The organism is Streptomyces sp. NPDC048353 (assembly GCF_055587165.1).
In genome coordinates, this window is the sequence record NZ_JBVJGU010000004.1 from 331,049 (window position 1) to 345,136 (window position 14,088).

The following is a 14,088-nucleotide window of genomic DNA, read 5'->3' on the forward strand; positions in this document are numbered from 1 at the left end:
CTCGGTTCCCTCTCTGGTCAGGAAGGCTGGACGGAGGGCTGTCCCTTGGGACCCCGGCTCTCGTCGAGCACCGGGTACCGCTCGCACATCTCTCCGTTGATCTCGATCCACCGGAGCTTGTCCTCCGGCAGGTCGACGTCCGCCCAGATGGCCTCGGGCGGGCACTCGGCGACGCACGCGTTGCAGTCGATGCATTCCTCGGGGTTGATGTAGAGCATGTCCGGCCCCTCGTGGAAACAGCTCACGGGGCAGACGTCCACACAGTCCGTGTACTTGCAGCCGATGCATTCGTCGGTGACGACGTACGCCATGTTCTCGGTACCTCCGCGCTCGATGTTCCCGGCGCCCTTGGCGCAGCTCGTGTCACAGGGGGTGTGACGCCCTCACGCGTGGACCGGCGCGACCTCGGTCACCCGGCGCATCCAGCCGAAGCGGTCGACGGCCCCGCCCCGGTGGATGCCGTCGAGGAGGTCGCGGAAGCGCGCGGTCACCGGACCGGCCTCCTCGCCCGCGAACCGGTACTCCTCGCCCTGGTGGCCGAGCGAGGTCACCGGCGCCACCCCGGTCTCGGTCGAGGTGGCGAAGCACTCGGTGACCGTGCCGTCCGCGATGCCCTTGAGCACCTCGGCCAGCTCCACCGGACGCTCGACGACCTTCGTCCCCGCGTCGCGCGCGAGCTTCACGACGGAGTCACGGGTGACCCCCGGCAGCACGGAGCGGTCGAGCAGCGGGGTGGTCAGGACGCCGTCGATCACGAAGAAGGCGTTCGCGCCGCCGATCTGCTGGACGAAGCGACCCTGCGGCCCGTCGAGCCACAGCACCCGGTCGTAGCCGTAGTTGGCGGCGATCTCACCCGGCACCACGCCCGCCGCGAGGGTGCCGGCGGCCTGGACGTCGCCGGTGCCGCCGGGCCAGGCGCGGACATAGCCGTCCACCGTCATCGCCCGGATCGGCCGGCCGGCCGGGCGGGCGGGGTCCGGCACGGCCGCCAGGACGTAGAACAGGCAGTCGTCGGCGGGACCGGCCGTCAGGGACGTCCCGTCGGCGGCGAGCACCGCCCGCAGGTCCAGGGCAGCGCCCGGCCGCTCCGGCAGCCAGGCCCCGTCGAGCTCCAGCAGGGCGCGTACGGAGCTCCACACCCGGTCGAAGTCGACCAGCGGGAGCGCCAGCCTGCGGGCTCCGTTGTTGAGCCGCTTGATGTGGCTGTCGGGGCGGAACACGGCGATCGTCCCGTCCGTCATCCGGTGGGCCCGGAACCCGTCCACGACGACCTGCCCGCCGTGCACGGCGCCGGCCGTGGGCCGCAGGGCCGGGATCCCGTCGCGGTCGGCGACGGTCAGCCCCTGCCAGGTGCGGCGCTTCCCGGTCCGCATGAAGAACGCGTGGTCGGTGAGGCTCGCCCCGCCGGACGCGTCCCCCTCCGGCCGGGGACGGGGTGCGGTCGTCGGTGTGACGACCAGTTCGTTGCTCATGCGCGGACACCTTCCTTGTCCTTGAGGCCGACTCCCTCGATGTCGACCTTCACGTCTTCGAGGACCGCGGCGACGAGGCGCTCGACCCGGTCCAGGTCCCCCTCGAAGTGGATGCGGGCCACCCTGTTGGAGAAGATGTCGTCCGGGTCGAGGACCGCTCCCGGCTCCGCCTCCGGGACGAGGTCCCGGAACTCGGGCGCACCGGTGAAGGGTTCGAGACCGGAGAGCGTCCCGGCGTACGGCCCCGGCCGGTCGGTGGTCACGAAGGCGAGGCCCGCGCTGACCCCGGACACCGGTCCGCGCCGGTGGCGCAGGCCGCGGGCGGCGTCGGCCGTGGCGGCGCACAGGTCCACCCCCGGCCCGGCCAGGACCAGTTCGGGGATGTTGTCGCCGGCCAGCCGGGCGCCGACCTCGATCAGCACCGGCCCTCGGTCGCGGTCGATCCGGGTCTCGATGTGGAACGGGCCGACGGACAGCTCGAAGGCCGCCACGACGCTCCGGGTGAACTCCGTCAGCGCCTCACCGTGCGGCGAGTGCTCCGGCGCGGTGGCGATGTGCCCCATCTCGAAGAAGCGGGGCGGCTCCGAGAGGAACTTGGTCGTCACACTGGCCAGATGCGGCCCGTCGCCGTCCACCCAGCCGTCGAGGGAGAACTCCGGCCCCTCGACGTACTCCTCGACCAGGGCGATCCGCCGCGGGCTGGGATGGAACCTCACCTCGCCTGGCGTGTGCACGGACGCGCGGGCGCGGTCGTACTCCTCCTGGTTCCGGCACAGGCTCACCAGCAGACTTCCGCCGCAGTCGACCGGCTTGACCACCACCGGGAACGGCAGCGGGCAGGGGCCGTCCGCCTCCGGCGGCACCGGCACCGAGCGCGGGAAGGCGATGCCCCGCTCCGCGCACCACCGGCGCATGACGTCCTTCTGCCGCACCGCCTCGGCCGCCTCCGGGCCGAGCGCCGGGAGCCCCAGCTCCCTGGCCAGCTCGGCACTGTGCTGCACCACGTACTCGAAGCCGGCGACGACGCCCGTCGGCCGGGCCCCGGACTCCTCGACGCGGCGCAGCAGACCGGGCAGCCCCTGCCCGGGATGCCAGTCCACGACGGTCGCGCCGGCCGTGACCTCGGGGGGCAGCAGGTCGGGGAACTGGGTGGGGATCAGACAAGGGACGCCGGCCCGGACCATCCGTGAGGCGAGACGGACCCCGGCCGACAGGGGCTGGACGACGATCAGCACGGGATGACCTCCGAAGACGCTCCTGCGAGGAACCGCTCGTCGTCCCCGAGGAAGCTCCAGTCGGGTGCGGGGGCGGGCAGGTCCTGATCCGAACGGGCCATCAGCACCGCTCGCCGGGGCCGGAGTTCGGCGCCCCGCAGCGACTTCGCCCGGTACGACGTGACGCCCAGGTGGACGGCGTCCAGCCTCCGCTCCATGGCCAGCCGCAGCGGCCCGTACACGGTCGCCTCGAAGTACTCGCCGTGGGTGCCGTGCCCGGCGGCGTAGTCGCAGCCGAACACCCGCATGTACAGGGTCCGGCCGTGGACGATGCCGAGCGCGAACGCGGCCGTCCGGCCGTCCGAGGCGAGCACCTCGGTGATCACCACGTCGTCGCCGGAGCCGATGCTCAGACAGCGGCGGAGGTAGCGGACCGCGCCCTCCTCGTCGAGCTCCTCGCCGTGCCGCGCCTGCACCTGGACCACGAGCGGCGCGTAGGCCTCCAGCGCCGCCGGGTCGGCGGTCACACTCCGGGAGCGGTAGCCGCCCCTGGCCAGCCGCTTGAGGTCGCGGCGGACCAGGGAACGGCGCGAGGCGGGCAGGGCGGCCACGTGCTCGTCGAAGCTCGCGCCGCGCGGCCGGACCGACGCGCTGGGCGGGCAGGGCGTGGCGACGGTGGCGAAACCGGGCAGGGCGGCCAGCTCACGGGCCTCCCGCTCCGGCAGGTACCACCAGGAGACGTGCCGGGCGCCCTGCTCATCGGCCCGCTCCAGGAGGCGGTCGCACAGCGCGGTCATGAGCCGGCCGCGGTCCGCGTCGGACAGCCCCGGACGCAGCAGCACCCGATTGTCGTACCCGGTGCGCGACCCCGCGAGGACCTGGACGGCCGGGGCGCCGCCGAGCAGGGTCGCCTCGTTGTAGAGCGGATTGCTGTCGCCCCCGGAGGCCGTGTGGAAGGGGACCAGCCCGTCCGTCCGTCCGGTCGCCTCGTCCCGCCCCACCAGATAGGCGGTACGGAAGCCGCGGTCGCCCTCCTGGGAGACCGTCCAGCGCCGCGAGGTGTAGAAGCCGCCCTCGTCGAGCCAGGCCTCCTCGCTCCCCGGGTCGCCGAGCCTCGCCCGGTCCCCGACCGCGAACGCCGTCATCGTCCGGTCCATGCCTCGTCCCGCCTCTCGGTCGTGTAGCTCCCCTTGGCGAGGATCCAGGTGGCGGCGACGCTCAACACCGCGACTAGGGTGGCCGCCGTCGGGGCGCTGGTGAAGAGCAGCAGCAGGGCGGCGACACCCGCGCCGATGGGGATGGTCCCGAAGGCGAAGGTGCGGTACACGGCGTTGACCCGGCCCAGCATCCCCTCGGGGGACACGATCTGCCGCCGGGTCAGGGAGTGCACGTTGTAGTACGCGATGGCCGCGCCGTACACGAGCATGCCCGCCATGAAGACCGCCGCGCCCCAGGCGCCCGAGCCGAGTGCCCAGAGGGCGACGAGCAGCGCCGCCTGGGACAGCAGCAGGGCCCACACCCAGGACCGGGCGCCGTCGCCGCCTCCGTACCGGGCGGTGGCCCGGGCGCCGATCACGCTGCCGACGCCCGCCGCGCTGAAGCCGAAGCCGAGGAAGGTGACGGAGTGGTCCGCCTCCTGCACCACGGCGATGAACAGCACGCTCAGCGCGACCTGTTCGGCCAGGTTGAACAGCGCCCCCGCCGCGACCAGACGGCGCAGCGGGTCCGAGGCGGCGACGGCGGTGAAGCCGGCGCGGATGGCCGCGTTCTCGCGGGTGGCCCGGTGCCGGGACGGCTTGCGCCGCATCCGTACGGCCGCGCCGCCGAACAGGTAGGAGACGGAGTCCAGCGCGAGCGCCAAGGCCGGGCCGAGGCCGGAGACGACCAGGCCGCCGACGGCGGGACCGGCGGTCTGGGAGACGGCGTTGACCGCCGCCAACTGGCCGTTGGCGCGGGTCAGGTCCTCGGTCTCGACGGTGTCCGGCACATAGGCGAGCAGGGAGGTGTCGAACAGGGCGGTGAAGGCGCCCAGCAGGACGGCGGCCGCGAAGAGCGTGGCGTAGTTCAGCCAGGCCCCGGCGGCCAGCGCCACGATCAGGACGAGGACGACGGCGCGCGCGAAGTGGGACGCGTACAGCAGCGGGGCACGGTCCCGCAGGTCCGCCAGCCGTCCCGCGAAGGGGGTGACGAGGAGGACCGGCACGAACTGTGCGCCGCTGAGCAGGGCGATCTGCGACGGGGACGCGTCCAGGTCCGCCGCGGCGAGGACGGGCAGGGCCACCAGGGTGAGCTGCGAACCGGCCGAGGAGACGGCCTCGCTCGCCATCAGGGCCCGGAACGCGCCGGGCAGACGCCGACGCGTGGCCGGCGGGGAGGTCTCGGGCATCAGGCCGTTCCGCCCCCGGGGGTCTTGCCCGCGTGCAGCGTGAAGACCATCGGGACGGGGCCGAAGTTCTCGACCACCCGCAGCCCTTCGGCCGCGGCTGCCCGCGCGGTGGTCACGCAGGCGTCGAACTCCCCGGCCGCGCACAGGGCGGCCGCACGGGAGTTGCTGCTCGCCAGGGTGACGGCCCCCCGGTCGGCCACCAGGCAGCTGGGCGCGGGGTGGGAGACGATCGTGGCGAGCGCGGTGTGGCCCGGCCGGCTCGCGAGGACCATGTCGTGCGTGTCCAGGATGAAGCTGTCGACCATCTCCAGGCGGTGCAGGTTGCCGAAGACGAGGTCGTGCAGGCGGGGGTAGACGGCGCAGGCCAGGATGGCCTCGGTGCCGTCGAAGGTCATGGTGTCGAGCCCGTCCTCCACCTCGGAGTGCAGGACGACGGCGCCGGCGAGCCCGCGCTCGGCGAACCAGTGGTGGGCGGCCTTCTCCAGGTTGGTGCCGGTCGGGCCGAGGGTGTGGATTCTGGAGACTCTCGACAGCGTCCGGTCACGGTCGGCCTTGGGTTCCGTACGGGCGTTCATGCGTTCCGTCCCCCGCCCTCGTCTGTGTGTGGGGCATCCGTCGGTATGACGTGTGCGTGCGCGGCTCCGGTTGCTCCGACACGGAGAAGCCAGCCGTGTTTGTCCGGTGTACGCCCGTGCTGGACGTCCAGCAGGGCGTTGCGGAGCCGCCGGGTCACCGGGCCCTCCCGGCCGTCGCCCACGGTCAGGTCCTCGCCGCCGGCCCCGATCCGGCCCACGGCGACGACGACGCCGGCCGTCCCGCAGGCGAACATCTCGGCCAGCCGGCCGGAGCGGACGCCGTCGACGACGTCGTCGATCGCGGTGGGCTCCTGGACGGCCGGCAGACCGAGGTCGCCGGCGAGCGTGAGCAGCGAGTCCCGGGTGAGACCGCGGACGATCGTCCCCTCGCACGGAGGTGTCGTCAGCCGGCTGCCGTCCCCGTCGCGCCAGACGAAGAAGACGTTCATGGTGCTGAGTTCCTCGACTCGGCGGCGGTCGAGGCCGTCGAGCCACAGGACCTCGTCGTACCCCGCGGCCTGGGCCCGCGTCCGGGTGAGGAGGCTCGCGGCGTAGTTGCCCGCGCACTTCGACTCGCCCGTGCCGCCGCGCACGGCGCGCACCGTCTCGGTGGCGGTGGTGACGGCGAGGGGCCGGAAGCCGGACCCGAAGCAGGGGTCGGCGGGATAGGCGAGGAAGACGCAGCGGTAGCGTCGCGACGGCCTGAGCCCGAGGTCGGCCTCGGTGGCGAGCAGCAGCGGACGGATGTACAGGCTCTGTCCGTACTCGCCGGGGACCCACTCCTCGGCGGCGGCGACCAGTTGCGCGCAGGCGCGGGTGAAGAGGTCGGCGGGCATCTCGGCCATGGCGAGCCGCTCCGCGGAGCGGGCGAGGCGCCGGCCGTGGTCGTCCGGACGGAACAGCGACACCGATCCGTCCTCGCCGCGGAAGGCCTTCAGCCCCTCGAAGACGGCCTGGCCGTAGTGGAGTCCGAGGGTGGCGGGGTCGAGCGGGAGCGTGGCGTACGGACCGACGGCGGGCGCGGACCAGCCGGTGCCGGCGTCCCACTCCACGACGGCGGTGTGGCCGGTGGAGTGCCGGCAGAAGCCGGGTGCGCGGAGGATGTCCTGGAGGTCGGTCGGTCCGGACGCACCGGACCCGGGTTTATCGGACATGGACTTCGGCACCCCACAGACTGAGCGGTGCCAGCGGGCCGCCGTAGCGGTAGGGCTTGGTCTCGGGTCGCCGCAGCAGCGTCTCGTAGAGGAACTCGGTCGCCCGCGTGCGGTAGGCGTCGTCCTCCTCGATCCGCTCGATCTCCTCGATCCGGCCGATGAGTTCGCGGACGCTCTCCACGATCTCGGCCTTGGAGCCCAGCGCGCGCCGGCCCCGGCCGTCGTCGGTGAAGAGTCCGTGCGCGGCCAGCCAGGTGCCGAGGGCGAAGCCCGTGCCGGCATCGAAGTTGCGCAGCGGTTCGGGCTGCGCGGGATAGCGGAAGAGACGTTCCAGCACGATGTACTCGAAGACGACCGGACCGAACGGCACGTCCTCCTCGAAGCAGGCGATCGCCGACTTCATGTCGACCTTGAGCTCCTCCAGGAGCCCGGGGCGCCAGGTCGTCTTCAGCGCCAGGTGCTCGTCGAGCGGCCGGGGGCCGGTGTGGTGGAAGTAGTCGTGCATGTAACCCCAGACGCAGCGCGCCTGGTAGACGTCCTCCGGGTCGAGGCCGACGGACACCAGCCGGTCGTCGCCGGCGAACGGTGATCCGGGGCCGCACAGCCGCTCCGTGATGGCCAGGGTCTGGGCGTAGATGTCGACGTGCCGGTTGAAGAAGAACCAGGCGAAGTTCTGGTCGGTGCACGGCGTGGCCGCCGGGATGTTCTCCGGGAAGAAGACCACGCAGTTGCCGTCCCGCAGCCCCTGGGAGGCGGACAGCAGCCGGGTCGACTGGAACACGGCCTTGGGGTGCGGATAGACGGACTGGAGGTACGGCGTGCTGTCGGGATCCTGCCGGACGACCGAGAACGCCTCCAGGTTCACCTCGTGCCGGTCGCTGTTGGGAAGGATGACCGGGCCGACGAAGGCCGCCGCCTCACCGTCCTCGGGCGCGGGCACCGCGTCCCGGGTCGCGTCGAAGTCCGGGACCCCGGCGTAGCCGGACTCCCGCCACGCCGCGAGATCCGCGAGCGTGGCCGATATCTGATGTTCCGTCATGAGGCCGCCGAGGCCCTCGACGGCTCTGCACAGCTCGGCCAGCGCCTCGTCCATGTCCCCGTCCTCCCGGCCGCTCCGCACCTTTCGGATGCGGTCCACGGCGGGGACGACACGACGCTCGAAATCCAGAAGCCTGGCTACGGTACGCGGACCCACTCCACCCCCCACAGCGATGGTCCCAATGCCGGAGCCACGGGCTCCGTTTGTTACGTCCAGGTCAAACCACTGCTGATCAGGGACGCTAACATCCCAACTCCGCCGGGAACAACGGAAGTTCAATCATTGATACAACGCTCGTCGTGACCTGCGCGGACGCCCGACCGCCCCGGGCCGGTGGCCGGCGAGGGGCGGTCGGTACGTCACACCAGGTCTCACGTCAGGCGGTGCGAAAGGGTTCACCCCGTCCGCGGAGAAGGGGCGGGCGATGCCGCCGGACCTCGATCCGGCGGGGCGGACGGGCCGGCCGGGACGCGGCCGGGGTTGGCCGGTCGACGACGTCGCGTCGACGCTCGCGAGGCCTCCAGAGCAGCAGCAGGACCGCCCCGGCCATCGGCGTACACGTCAGCAGGACGAACGTCATGACAGGCCCGCGGCGCTCGGTGCGACGGCCCACCTCCGGCGAGGAGGCGCGGTCCGGGCGGCCGGCGGGCCCGATGGCGCCCCCGCGGACGGGCCGGGTCCGCTCCGGCGCGCGCGGCGGCCGCGCAGCAGGGCCACGGCGCACAGCAGACGGCGTACGGCGGGAGAGGGCGGCTCCATCCGGAGCCGGAGGCCCCGACGCATCCACCGGTCCAGCACGTCGAGGAACCCCGAATCGCAGAACGTGACGCGGGAGGTGTCCAGGACGAGGGAGCGGTAGCCGTCCGCGGCCGCCGAGGCGAGCATCGCCCGCAGGGGTCCGGCGCTGAAGCGGTCGATCTCGCCCGCCAGATGGATGACTAGGGTGGTGGAGCCGAGGGTGGCGCAGGAGTGGACGATTATGTCGCCCGGTGCGGTGTCGGCACCGGCCGCCGCCGCGCCCCCCGTCGCCGTGGCGTCTCCCGGGGCCGCTGCCGCCGCACCGGCCTGCGCTCTCACGGGATCCGGCTCGCGCGGAGTCGTACCGGACAGTATCGGACTGGTTCCGTTCGTGGTGCTCACGCCACCATCAACACCGCGCCGCCCCCGCGAGGACACGCGGCACGCGGGTCGTTCACCCCTGCGAGCAGGGCGGATCCCCGCCATGGGGGAACGCCTCCGCCGGCACGTCCGCGAAGCCCGGGCGCCCGCACCGCCGACGGGGGAGGAGGGCGAGCGTCACGGCGCCTGGTTGCTGTGGCCGCACACCCAGGCGAGGGCGTCGTGCACCCCACGGTGGTAGTCGCGCGGACCGGCCGCGCTGGTGGGGTCCTCCATCTGCACCACGGCCGCGTCCACCTCGGCCGTGAGGTCCTGCAGGCCCGGAACCCCCTCGGCGTTGCCGTTGCCGGTCACCGGAGAGCGTTCCGTGCCACCGAGGGCCCACTGGTACGCCGCCGCCGCGCCACTGGTGAACTGCGGGGACGGCGGGTCCACCGCCCCCGTCCGGGCGCCCAGCCGGTTCCGGGCCACGACCACGGCGGCGTACTCCCTGGTGCCGACCAGCGGCTCCCGGCCCTGTCGTCTGCTCCCGTAACGAGTCATACCGCCCGACTACCCTGCCCCGGGCCCCCTGATGTCCGGCCCGGGGCAAGCCGTCGTCGGCGGCCCCGGACAGGGCGGATCGATGGATGACACATGGAAGTGCGGAACGGTGGTAGACGAGGGGGATGAGGAGCACGCCGGAGGTACCACCATCGATCGTGCACGACGTCTCGGTCGCCGCAGCCGTCGGGAGACGCGCTCTGCCCAGCCGTCTCTGCGCCGCGTTCATACAGTCGCTGGGAGCCCAGCGTGCCACCCTGTCCCTGCTGCCGCGTGTCGAGCACTGGCAACTCCTGCACGCCACCGACGAGTCGGCCCTGCGGGCCGAGGCGGCGCAGTTCACCCGCGCCGACGGCCCGTCGGTCAGCGCCGCGCTCGAGATGCGGCCCGTCTACGTCCCCGACGTACGGGACCACCCCTGCCCCGCCGGGGCGGACCCCGCCGACGGGTTCCTCGACGTCCGACACGCCCTGGCCCTGCCGCTGCACATCCGCGACACGCCGGTGGGCGTGATCTGCCTCTACTACACCGAGCCGGCGCCGGTCACCGACGTACGCATCACCCACGCGGAGCGCGCCGCCGACGTCGCGCTGGAGGCGCTGCTGCGCTGGCGGGCGGTGCACGCCAGCTCCCGCCGCGGCCGGCCGGTGTGGACGACCGACACACGGGCCGCCCGCTGGGAACGCATCCACCAAGCCGCCGGCTACGTCGCCGCCCGTGAGGACTGCGCCGCCGCCGACGGGCTCGCCCGGCTCCAGGAGGTCAGCGTCCGCGACGGCGTCTCGCTGCTCGACGTGGCGGACACCGTGCTGCAGCCCTCGCACACCCACCCGGCCGAGCCGGGAACGGTGACCGCCGTACCCGGGTGGGAGGTGCCCCCGACGGCACGGGTGTGATACGGGGGCCGCCTTCGGCTCACTCGCGCCCGGGCCGCAACGCACCCCGCCCGGGCAGCGGATGCTGTCCGGGCGGGGTCGTGCGGGCGGTCGCGGCGCGGGCGAGGGGTGCCTCGGGCGCGCCCCGCCGGCGCGTCAGGCGCTGTCCGGCGCGCCGGTCGTCGTCTTCGTGTGACGCACGACGGCCGAACCGGCCAGGGCGACGACGGCGGCGCCGCTCAGCACCGCCACGGCCTTCGCCCAGGCGAACGTCGAACCGAGGCTGCTGGTCAGCAGATCGACGGTGCGGGCACTCGCCAGCGCGTGGAGCGCGATGACGCCCACCGCGAGCCCCGCGGAGGCCGCCCAGACGCCCAGCGTGTCCCGGGCCGCGATCCAGACGCCGAACACCAGGCACAGCACGGCGACGGTCAGCGACACCGTCCCCGCGTAGCCGTCGGCGCCCAGCCCCGCCAGATCCGTGGGCAGATGGATCAGGCCGCAGGCGAACAGCGCGAACGCGGCCGGCCAACGCAGCGGCGAACGGAGCCCCGGGGTGGAGGTGTGGCTTCCGGGCCCCGCGGCCAGTGCCCCGTTCAGAGCCTTCGGCCACAGCCCGGACTCCTCGCGAGACCGCTTCGGCTCCTTCGGCGGCTTCGGCTGCCGGGACTGCTTCGGCGCGGGGGCGAGGACCGGGACCGCCTCCCGGGCCGGGGCCGGACGGTCCTCCGCCGGGGCGGCGGCCGGGGCCGGCGCGGGGCGGTGCTTCGCCTCCGACCCGCCGGGCGAGCGCCATTCACTGCTGCCCGTGCCGAGGATGCTCACGAGCTGCACCACGTCCTCGATCGGCCGGCCCACGGCCGCGGCGCGCAGGGTGGTCTCCGCCTGGTGCAGGTCATACCCCGACTCGTTGAGCAGCGCCACGAGCTGCCGGACCTCCTCCAGGGGGCGGGAGACGGCGGCGGCGCGGAGCGCGACGTCGCCGGGGCTGGAGAGTTCGCCGGTCTCCTTGAGCCGGGCGACCAGCGAGGCGACCTCCGCCACCGGACGCTCGGTCGCGGCCGTCCACAGGAGGGTGTGTATCGCCTCGTCGTCGGCATCGGCGCGGTTCGACACCGCCGAGGCCGTCACGGGGGCCAGCACCGGGACCGCCGAGGGCGCCGGGTCCTTCGCCTCGGCCGCGGGCTCCGGCCCGGCCGCAGCCGGGGCCGGCGGCTCCTCGGCCGCGGGCTCCTTCGCCTCGGTCTCCCGCTTCGCGGGCTCGGGCTCGGGCGGTGCCGGCGCGGGCCGGGGCTCACGGGCCTCGGGCTCCGGCGCGGCGGCCTCCGGTTCCTTCGCCACGGGCTGCCGCACCGGGGGCTCCGCCGTCCGGAACGCGGTCTCCCGCGTCTCGGGCGTCTGCTCCCGCTTCAGCACCACCGAGGGCTCCGGCCGCTTGGGGGCCGGCTCCAGGGTCTTGATCGTCGGTCCGTGCGCCTCCGCCGTCGGCCGTGGGGGTGCGGCCGTCGACCAGGGGGCTTCGTAGGGAGGCGCCGGGCCGACCGGAGCCGCGGCCACGACGGGGACGCCCGGCGCCCTGGCGGGCATCGCGGGCGGCATCGACGGCATGGGCGGAGGCATCGGCGGCATCGGCGGCATCACGGGGGTGAGCTGCGCGCTGGGAGCCGGGTGCGGAGGGACGGCGAACACGGGGTCCGGCGCGGGGGCGGGACCGGCGGTCCGTTCTGTGTCGTCTTCCGCCGGATTGCTGTTGAAGGGTACGGGGGTCATGTCGCGGGCTCCGTTCGTGGAACATCCGGTAGGTGTCCACCGTGGCTGTCTCGTGACGCACCAGAAGGCGCACACTTGAGTACAACTAGTGCGCAGTTTGCGACACTGCGCCATCCGGGAACCGCCCTGCTGAGCCGACGGGGCGACAAGGACGCTCCGGCCGGTCCTGAGACCCCCCCCGCACGGACCACGCCACCGGTGACGCGGGGGCACGGACCGACGCCCACCCCTCGGAAGAGTCGGCCGTCAGACCGACGCCCACGCCACGAGACGGGCCAGCGCGCCCGCCAACGCGTCGAGTCCGGGGCCCGCCGGCCCGCCCGGCTCGGCCATGTAGAGGTCGCGGCGGATCTCCACCATCAGCGCGCTGACCTGCGGCGTCCTCCCGCAGTGCCGCAGGGGTACGTACGTGCCCGCGAACGGCGTGTCGGTCCGCGTGCCGCCGAAGCCGGCGAACGCCTGCCGTGCCGCGTCGAGCAGCGCGGGGGGCGTGTGGAACGCGTCCGTACCGAGGCAGACCGGCGGGCGGGGGCCGTCGCCGTGGAGTTCGTACGGCAGCGCCTCGGTGGGATACGAGTGGACGTCCACGATCACCGCCCGCCCGACGGCCTCCAGCCGTTCGGCGACGGCGTCCGTCATCGCCCGCGCGTACGGATGGAAGTACCGCTCGATCAGGGGCTGTCCGTCGTGCCCGGCCGGGCGCAGCTCCTCGCGGTGCGTGGTGCGGGTGTAGACCGCGCCCATGCCCGCCGCCAGCATCTCCTCGCGTTCGTCGGGGAAGCGCTCGGGATCGACGACCAGGCGGGAGAGCCCGTTGACGAACCGCCAGGGGAGGAGCGGAGAGGCCTCGGCCGCCCCGGCCGCGATCTCGGCCGTGTACGCGTCGGTGATGTGGTCCAACTCCCGGACGAGAGCGGTGTCGTCGAGCGTGATCCCGGCACGGACGGCGGCCGGTATCGCCCGGGAGGAGTGCGGCACGTGGAGGATCACGGGCGAGTCGGGCGCTCCGGCGTGGAGCAGGAAGGCGGGCGCGCTGCCCTCCGCGCCGCGCCGCGAGGCCGGCGAGGAGGTGACGGAAGGGGAGGGAGAGGAGAGGGAGTCGTCGTGCATCGGGTTCCTCGCTGCGCGTCGCGTACGGATGGGGGCTCCCGGACATCGTCGCGCCATCCGCGGGTAGGCGGAACGTACACGGCCCCAAGGAGGAACCATGTCCGGTCTGATCACCCGCCTCAAGCAGTTCACCCGCAGCCCGCAGGGACAGCGGACGATCGCCTCGGCCCGGCGCGCCGCCGCCGACCCGCGCAAGCGCGCGCAGGCGCGCAGGCTGCTCGGACGGCTGCGCGGACGCCGGTGAACGGGCGGCCGGAGGGCAGGCATTCGGCGGCGAGCGGGCTCTCCCGGTGGGAACGGGCCCTGGAGCGCTGGCAGAACGGCCTGCTCTCCCGGGTCCGCGACGAGGAGCCCGTCGAGCTGGTCGACGCCCTGCGCCACGAATGCGACGACCACGCCGTGGTGTGCAGCGAGAACCGGGTGGTCGTACCGAACGCCTACGAGGTCGAACTGGACGCCGCGGTCCACGAGGAGCTGCAGCGCCGCGCCCGGCGCGACGTCGGGGAGGCCCTGACGGACGAGCTGGCGCGCCACGGCGAGCGGAAGGGGTACGAGTGGGCGGGCCCGCTGACCGTCCGCGTCATCCCGGCCCCGCGCCCGGCCGACGATCCGTACCGCGTGAGCAGCAGCCCCATGCCCCACGTCCGCGCCGACGCCTTCCCGGCGGAGGGCACGGCGGCCGGCACGACCGGCTGAAGGGGGCGGCGCGGCCCCGCGTGCCCGGCCCGGGGGCCCGGGGGCCCGCCGCCGGGGGCGGGGGGGGGGGCGGCGGCGGGGGGGGGGGGGGGGGGGGGCGGCCCGGGGGGGCGGGGGGGGGGGGGGGGGGGTGGG

At 74.2% G+C, this 14,088-nt stretch carries 15 protein-coding genes; 3 read left to right on the plus strand and 12 right to left on the minus strand.

What is annotated here, in order from left to right; genetic code table 11:
- Positions 1-17 precede the first annotated feature (17 nt).
- From ACZ6RC_RS16715 to ACZ6RC_RS16760, 10 genes are all read right to left on the minus strand, one after another.
- Positions 18-311 (minus strand): 4Fe-4S dicluster domain-containing protein, encoded by a 294-nt coding sequence (locus ACZ6RC_RS16715; RefSeq protein WP_391137741.1) that lies wholly within the window; start codon positions 309-311, stop codon positions 18-20.
- A gap of 72 nt (positions 312-383) precedes the next feature.
- On the minus strand, positions 384-1,472 hold the full coding sequence (locus tag ACZ6RC_RS16720; RefSeq protein WP_469583491.1) for an aminotransferase class IV: 1,089 nt from the start codon (positions 1,470-1,472) through the stop codon (positions 384-386).
- Entirely contained in the window at positions 1,469-2,707 is a 1,239-nt protein-coding gene (locus tag ACZ6RC_RS16725) for an ATP-grasp domain-containing protein (RefSeq protein WP_469583495.1), read from the minus strand. Before ACZ6RC_RS16725 ends, ACZ6RC_RS16720 begins: the two co-directional genes overlap by 4 nt.
- Entirely contained in the window at positions 2,701-3,843 is a 1,143-nt protein-coding gene (locus ACZ6RC_RS16730) for a GNAT family N-acetyltransferase (RefSeq protein WP_469583498.1), read from the minus strand. Before ACZ6RC_RS16730 ends, ACZ6RC_RS16725 begins: the two co-directional genes overlap by 7 nt.
- Positions 3,828-5,072 carry an MFS transporter gene (locus ACZ6RC_RS16735; protein WP_469583501.1) on the minus strand — a complete coding sequence of 415 codons (1,245 nt, stop codon included), beginning with the start codon at positions 5,070-5,072 and terminating at the stop codon, positions 3,828-3,830. The genes ACZ6RC_RS16730 and ACZ6RC_RS16735 overlap by 16 nt, the downstream gene beginning before the upstream one ends.
- Positions 5,072-5,647 carry a type 2 periplasmic-binding domain-containing protein gene (locus ACZ6RC_RS16740; protein WP_391137725.1) on the minus strand — a complete coding sequence of 192 codons (576 nt, stop codon included), beginning with the start codon at positions 5,645-5,647 and terminating at the stop codon, positions 5,072-5,074. Before ACZ6RC_RS16740 ends, ACZ6RC_RS16735 begins: the two co-directional genes overlap by 1 nt.
- Positions 5,644-6,801, minus strand: a complete 1,158-nt coding sequence (locus ACZ6RC_RS16745; protein ID WP_469583505.1) for a branched-chain amino acid aminotransferase — start codon at positions 6,799-6,801, stop codon at positions 5,644-5,646. The genes ACZ6RC_RS16740 and ACZ6RC_RS16745 overlap by 4 nt, the downstream gene beginning before the upstream one ends.
- A complete protein-coding gene (locus ACZ6RC_RS16750) occupies positions 6,791-7,939 on the minus strand; it encodes a DUF6421 family protein (protein ID WP_469583508.1) in 1,149 nt (382 codons plus the stop codon). The genes ACZ6RC_RS16745 and ACZ6RC_RS16750 overlap by 11 nt, the downstream gene beginning before the upstream one ends.
- A 477-nt stretch (positions 7,940-8,416) precedes the next feature.
- On the minus strand, positions 8,417-8,980 hold the full coding sequence (locus ACZ6RC_RS16755; RefSeq protein WP_469583511.1) for an STAS domain-containing protein: 564 nt from the start codon (positions 8,978-8,980) through the stop codon (positions 8,417-8,419).
- A 156-nt stretch (positions 8,981-9,136) separates the two neighbouring features.
- Positions 9,137-9,502, minus strand: a complete 366-nt coding sequence (locus ACZ6RC_RS16760) for a hypothetical protein (RefSeq protein ID WP_469583514.1) — start codon at positions 9,500-9,502, stop codon at positions 9,137-9,139.
- 158 nt (positions 9,503-9,660) lie between these two features.
- Here ACZ6RC_RS16760 and ACZ6RC_RS16765 point away from each other — a divergent pair, with 158 nt between their 5' ends.
- The gene (locus ACZ6RC_RS16765; RefSeq protein WP_391137708.1) at positions 9,661-10,398 is read left to right on the plus strand and encodes a GAF domain-containing protein; all 738 of its coding nucleotides are present in this window, start codon (positions 9,661-9,663) and stop codon (positions 10,396-10,398) included.
- A 135-nt stretch (positions 10,399-10,533) separates the two neighbouring features.
- Here the strand turns inward: ACZ6RC_RS16765 and ACZ6RC_RS16770 are convergent, their stop codons facing one another.
- Together ACZ6RC_RS16770 and ACZ6RC_RS16775 are read right to left on the minus strand one after the other, a co-directional pair.
- A complete protein-coding gene (locus ACZ6RC_RS16770; protein WP_469583519.1) occupies positions 10,534-12,147 on the minus strand; it encodes a hypothetical protein in 1,614 nt (537 codons plus the stop codon).
- A gap of 246 nt (positions 12,148-12,393) precedes the next feature.
- Positions 12,394-13,257 carry an N-formylglutamate amidohydrolase gene (locus tag ACZ6RC_RS16775; RefSeq protein ID WP_469583522.1) on the minus strand — a complete coding sequence of 288 codons (864 nt, stop codon included), beginning with the start codon at positions 13,255-13,257 and terminating at the stop codon, positions 12,394-12,396.
- 97 nt (positions 13,258-13,354) lie between these two features.
- Here ACZ6RC_RS16775 and ACZ6RC_RS16780 point away from each other — a divergent pair, with 97 nt between their 5' ends.
- Positions 13,355-13,501 (plus strand): hypothetical protein, encoded by a 147-nt coding sequence (locus tag ACZ6RC_RS16780; RefSeq protein WP_391137699.1) that lies wholly within the window; start codon positions 13,355-13,357, stop codon positions 13,499-13,501.
- Positions 13,498-13,953, plus strand: coding sequence for a DUF3662 domain-containing protein (locus ACZ6RC_RS16785; RefSeq protein ID WP_391137696.1), 456 nt, complete (start codon positions 13,498-13,500; stop codon positions 13,951-13,953). Before ACZ6RC_RS16780 ends, ACZ6RC_RS16785 begins: the two co-directional genes overlap by 4 nt.
- The last annotated feature ends 135 nt before the right edge of the window (positions 13,954-14,088 follow it).

What these genes read in the sequence shown, in the direction of transcription:
- ACZ6RC_RS16715 (WP_391137741.1), bottom strand. Translation starts at nt 311, where the DNA reads ATGGCGTACGTCGTCACCGACGAATGCATCGGCTGCAAGTACACGGAC.
- ACZ6RC_RS16720 (WP_469583491.1), bottom strand. Translation starts at nt 1,472, where the DNA reads ATGAGCAACGAACTGGTCGTCACACCGACGACCGCACCCCGTCCCCGG.
- ACZ6RC_RS16730 (WP_469583498.1), bottom strand. Translation starts at nt 3,843, where the DNA reads ATGGACCGGACGATGACGGCGTTCGCGGTCGGGGACCGGGCGAGGCTC.
- ACZ6RC_RS16735 (WP_469583501.1), bottom strand. Translation starts at nt 5,072, where the DNA reads ATGCCCGAGACCTCCCCGCCGGCCACGCGTCGGCGTCTGCCCGGCGCG.
- ACZ6RC_RS16740 (WP_391137725.1), bottom strand. Translation starts at nt 5,647, where the DNA reads ATGAACGCCCGTACGGAACCCAAGGCCGACCGTGACCGGACGCTGTCG.
- ACZ6RC_RS16745 (WP_469583505.1), bottom strand. Translation starts at nt 6,801, where the DNA reads ATGTCCGATAAACCCGGGTCCGGTGCGTCCGGACCGACCGACCTCCAG.
- ACZ6RC_RS16760 (WP_469583514.1), bottom strand. Translation starts at nt 9,502, where the DNA reads ATGACTCGTTACGGGAGCAGACGACAGGGCCGGGAGCCGCTGGTCGGC.
- ACZ6RC_RS16770 (WP_469583519.1), bottom strand. Translation starts at nt 12,147, where the DNA reads ATGACCCCCGTACCCTTCAACAGCAATCCGGCGGAAGACGACACAGAA.
- ACZ6RC_RS16775 (WP_469583522.1), bottom strand. Translation starts at nt 13,257, where the DNA reads ATGCACGACGACTCCCTCTCCTCTCCCTCCCCTTCCGTCACCTCCTCG.
- ACZ6RC_RS16780 (WP_391137699.1), top strand. Translation starts at nt 13,355, where the DNA reads ATGTCCGGTCTGATCACCCGCCTCAAGCAGTTCACCCGCAGCCCGCAG.